Genomic DNA, 4,000 nt, shown 5'->3' with positions numbered 1-4,000 from the left:
TCGATGACGTGGGCCGCCATCAGGTCGGCGAACGTGGTTTCGGCCGACCTCCGCAGCGTCTCCGGCCGTTGTTGGGGGACAACGTCATCGGCGTCGATGAAGAACGACCGCACCGTGCCGCCGCCGATCACCGTTCCGCGGTAGGTCAGCGTGCAGATCCCCAGCGATGTCGCGCCCAGCGGCCCGAAGGCGTGCGCGGTGGCCAGCACGGGACCGTCGAGGTCGCCGACGCCGTCGACGGCAAGGTCCATCGACAACTCGCTGGATACCGTCCACTGCCCGGGCAGCCGCCGGTAATGGTTGACGATGCCGGCGGCCGCGTCGACGAGAACGGCCAACGGCCCGACCGTCGAGGCGCCGGTGAAGGGATTGCGAAATCGCTCCATCGGCATGCTCAGCGCGGCAACGGCTTCGGCCGGGCGTGACTCGACGTAGGAGATGCCGAACCGAACCTGGATGGAATCGGGCGTCTCGAGATCGTGCTCGTTGGTTCGGTTGTCGACTTCGGTCATTCGAGAAGGTCGACGACAGTGGACAATTCGGACCCTGACAGGACGAACTCCTCTGCCTTCTGGAGATGGCGCTTCCAGAGCTGGCCGGCCTTCTCGGCGTCGCCGTCCTTGATCATGTCCAGCACCATCCGGTGGGTCTTCGCCGACCGGCGGACCGCCTGCTCGGCACGGGTGCCCTTGGTGGGTTGAAGCGAGCGGTTGGCCTTTTCGATGATGTGATGCAACATGTCGCTGACGATCTGCAGGGTGCTGTTGCCGGACAGCCGCGCGATTGCGGCGTGAAAGTCGGTGAGTTGATCGACGGCTTCGCTGCCGGGGTTCAGTTGCGACTCGCGTTCGACGATCTGCTCGAGTTCGGCGATCACCTTGGGGCTGCGGTCCTTGGCCAACTGCTCGACCATCGGCACCTCGAGGGTTACTCGCGCGTCGTAGACGTCTTTGACCGTGACACCCTCGTACTCCAGGATCAGGCCCGCGTAGCGGGCCAGCGTCTCGCGACGTGGGCGGGTTACCCGCGCGCCGCCGCGTACCCCGCGTTGCACCTGGATCAGCGACTCCGATTCGAGCACCCGAAACGCTTCCCGCAGCGTCGGCCGGGACACCCCGAAGCGCTCCATCAGCTCGGACTCCGGTGGCAGCATGGTGCCTTCGGTGATCTCGCCGCGGATGAACATCCGACGCAGCACCGTGGCCACCCGATCGGCCATCTTCGGTTCCCGAAGACTGGTGACCTCCATTGCAACCTCCACCGTTATGCGAAAAAACGCGAATTAACTAACCATTTAGCAGGTTATCCGAATCGGCGGGTCGAGCCCGGGATTGGCGACCGCCAGTTAGCAACGTCACCATCAATACCCCATAGCGCGGCCCATGAGGTCCTTCATGATCTCGGTGGTGCCGGCGTAAAGCCGCTGCACCCGAGAATCGCGCCACAGCCGAGCCACTTCGTACTCGTTGATATAGCCGTAGCCGCCGTACATCTGAAGACAGCGGTCGATGATCTCCCACTGAACTTCTGAGGTCCACCACTTCAGGCCGGCAGCATCCTGATCCGACAATGTGCCGTCGTTGACCGAGAGCACGCACTGGTCCAGGTACGTCTGCGCCGCGTCTAGTTTGGTCTGCATCTCGGCGAGGAAGTGCCGGTTGACCTGGAATTTGCCGATCGGCTGGCCGAACGCGGTGCGCTCCAACGCGTAGGCCTTGGTCAGGTCCAGGGCTCGACGAGCGGCGGGTAACGCATAACAGGCCACGCCGACCCGTTCACTGGGCAGGTTGGACACCAGATGGTAGAAGCCGCGGTTGAGTTCGCCGACCAGGTTCTCCTTGGGCACCTTGACATCTTCGAAGAACAGCTCGGCGGTGTCGGCAGAGAACTGGCCGATCTTGTCGAGCTTGCGGCCGCGGGTGAACCCGTCCATGCCGTCCTCGATCATCAGCAGGCTGATGCCCTTGTGTCGGGCCGTCGGGTCGGTTTTCACGGCGGTGAGCACCAGCTTGGACAGCAGGCCGTTGCTGATGAATGTCTTCTGGCCGTTGACCACCCAGTGGTCGCCCTCGTCACGGGCAGTCGTCTTGATGCCGGCGAGATCGGATCCGGCCGCGGGTTCCGACATCGCGATGGAGCCGATGTATTCCCCGGAGACGAATTTGGGCAGCCAGCGCTCCTTTTGCTCCTCGGTGGTGAGGTTGTTCATATAGGGCATCAGGATGTCGTTTTGGACGCCGAGGCCGATGCCGACCGATCCGGTCAGGAACATCTCCTCGGAAATAATCTGGTTGAAGCGGAAGTCCTTGACGCCCAGGCCGCCGTACTTCTCGTCGAACTCCCACCCGATCAGGCCATGTTGGCCGGCAGCCAGCCACGCCTCGCGGCTGACCTTGCCGTCTCGTTCCCACTTCTCGACGTTGGGCACGCACTCCCGCTCGAAGAACTCGCGGGCGGTGGCTCGAAAGTCATCGTGGATCTCGTCGAAGATGTTGCGGCGCATGGACTTCCCTCTACTCGGCCCAGGTGACGATGGCGGGCAGCGCACGGCCCGGAGCGTAGATCTCGAAGAGCCGCTCACCGAGCAGCGCTTCGAGCAGATCGTGCGACCCGCAGAGCGCGTCGACCTGAAAGCCGCGTGTGACATAACGGTGCAGGTCGTGCTCGGCGGTCAGGCCGATCGCGCCGCATACCTGCAGCGCCACGTCGCTGACCGCGCGGTGCGCGCGCCCGGCCGCGGCCTTGGCGGTCACCGCCGACAGCCGGCCGCCGTAGCGCCACGACTCGCCGAGCAGCGCCCGCGCGCCGGCCAGCGACGCCGACGCATCGGCCAGCGCGTGACGCGGTGACTGGAACGACCCGATCGGGGCGCCGAATTGCACACGCACGCTGACGTGTTCGACCGCGATGCGCAGCGCCTGCTCGGCCAGTGCGACCAATTCGGTGGCCAGCGCCCGGTGGGCCGCGGCCATCGCCCGGCTCCACTCGGTGGACGCCTCGACCAGGGTGGCGTCCAGCGGACCGCTCACCCGAGTCCAGAACGCCGACGCGTCGAAGGTGTCCATCCGCTCGCCGTCGAGCCGTGACGCGTCGACCACACCGACCGATACCGTTCCCATCGGCCCCGACACCGGGACGACCAACCGACCCTCGAGTGGACCGAGCACGATGCCCGACACCCGGTCGTCGTCGGAGCCCGGGATATGTCCAGGGGTCAGGCCGGGTAGCAGGACGTGGTCGGCGGGTTCGTCGAGCAGTCCGGCGAGCTCGGCCAACATGACGCGATCCAGGCAGTCGGTCAGGGTCAGCGACCGGCCCTGGGCGCGGAACAACAGCTCGCAGGCCTCAACGGGATACTCGGCTTCGATGTCCGACCAACCCAGCTCGGCCAGACGCGGACCGATCGCCACGTGTTCCGCCGAGCCCGATGTCGCCGCCGGGGCGGTTCCGTTGCCGGACTTGCCGGCCAGCTCCTCGAAGAGACGGAACACCGCCTCCTCGACCATCGGCCACGACTCGTCGATCGGCTGAGCTGGCGTGCTCATGGGCGCTTCTCCTTGGGCAACCCGAGGAGGTGGTCGGCGATGATGCCGCGCTGCACTTCGGCGGTGCCGCCCATGATCGTGGCGGCCCGCGAATACCACCACTCGGCCCGGGCGGTGCTCAATGCCGCACCGCCGCGACCGGTCCCGGCGATCATCTGCTCCCGGCCGATCTCGAGGACCAGGTCGTTCACTTCCTTTTCGGCGCGGCCGAACAGCAGCTTGTCGATGCTGCTGTCCGCGCCGACCGATTCGCCCGCGGCCAGCCGCCGCACGGTGGTGGCGGTCCGGGCCTGGGCGGCGACCACGTCGACGTAGACCCGGGCGAAGCGCCGGCGCTGCGCGTCGGTGGCGCCGGCGATCACCATGTCTTCCCGCAGCCGGCTCAGCTCGGTGAGCACCTTGTTCAGCACGGCGTAGCCGTACATGCCGCGTTCGTACTGCATGAGGTGCATCGC

The 4,000-nt window shown here is 66.2% G+C and carries 4 protein-coding genes and 1 pseudogene; all 5 read right to left on the bottom strand.

The features are described 5' to 3' along the window. Positions 1–512 (bottom strand): annotated as a pseudogene (locus VGG53_RS21860) (PaaI family thioesterase); the annotation flags it as partial. Continuing rightward, the gene (locus tag VGG53_RS21855; RefSeq protein ID WP_331520210.1) at positions 509–1,249 is read right to left on the bottom strand and encodes a FadR/GntR family transcriptional regulator; all 741 of its coding nucleotides are present in this window, start codon (positions 1,247–1,249) and stop codon (positions 509–511) included. The gene VGG53_RS21855 and the pseudogene VGG53_RS21860, both read right to left, overlap by 4 nt. Positions 1,250–1,360: 111 nt before the next feature. Beyond that, on the bottom strand, positions 1,361–2,503 hold the full coding sequence (locus VGG53_RS21850) for an acyl-CoA dehydrogenase family protein (protein ID WP_331520209.1): 1,143 nt from the start codon (positions 2,501–2,503) through the stop codon (positions 1,361–1,363). A 10-nt stretch (positions 2,504–2,513) separates the two neighbouring features. Next, on the bottom strand, positions 2,514–3,545 hold the full coding sequence (locus tag VGG53_RS21845) for an acyl-CoA dehydrogenase family protein (protein ID WP_331520208.1): 1,032 nt from the start codon (positions 3,543–3,545) through the stop codon (positions 2,514–2,516). Continuing rightward, positions 3,542–4,000 (bottom strand): acyl-CoA dehydrogenase family protein (locus tag VGG53_RS21840; RefSeq protein WP_331520207.1); only part of this gene is annotated, 459 nt, incomplete at its 5' end. The genes VGG53_RS21840 and VGG53_RS21845, both read right to left, overlap by 4 nt.

Source organism: Mycobacterium sp. (assembly GCF_036490025.1).
Lineage (GTDB): Bacteria > Actinomycetota > Actinomycetes > Mycobacteriales > Mycobacteriaceae > Mycobacterium.
This window is presented reverse-complemented; position numbering and strand designations above follow the sequence as displayed.

Bases quoted from the DNA above. Each gene is read 5' to 3' on its own strand.
- VGG53_RS21855 (WP_331520210.1), bottom strand. From the start codon at position 1,249: ATGGAGGTCACCAGTCTTCGGGAACCGAAGATGGCCGATCGGGTGGCC.
- VGG53_RS21850 (WP_331520209.1), bottom strand. From the start codon at position 2,503: ATGCGCCGCAACATCTTCGACGAGATCCACGATGACTTTCGAGCCACC.
- VGG53_RS21845 (WP_331520208.1), bottom strand. From the start codon at position 3,545: ATGAGCACGCCAGCTCAGCCGATCGACGAGTCGTGGCCGATGGTCGAG.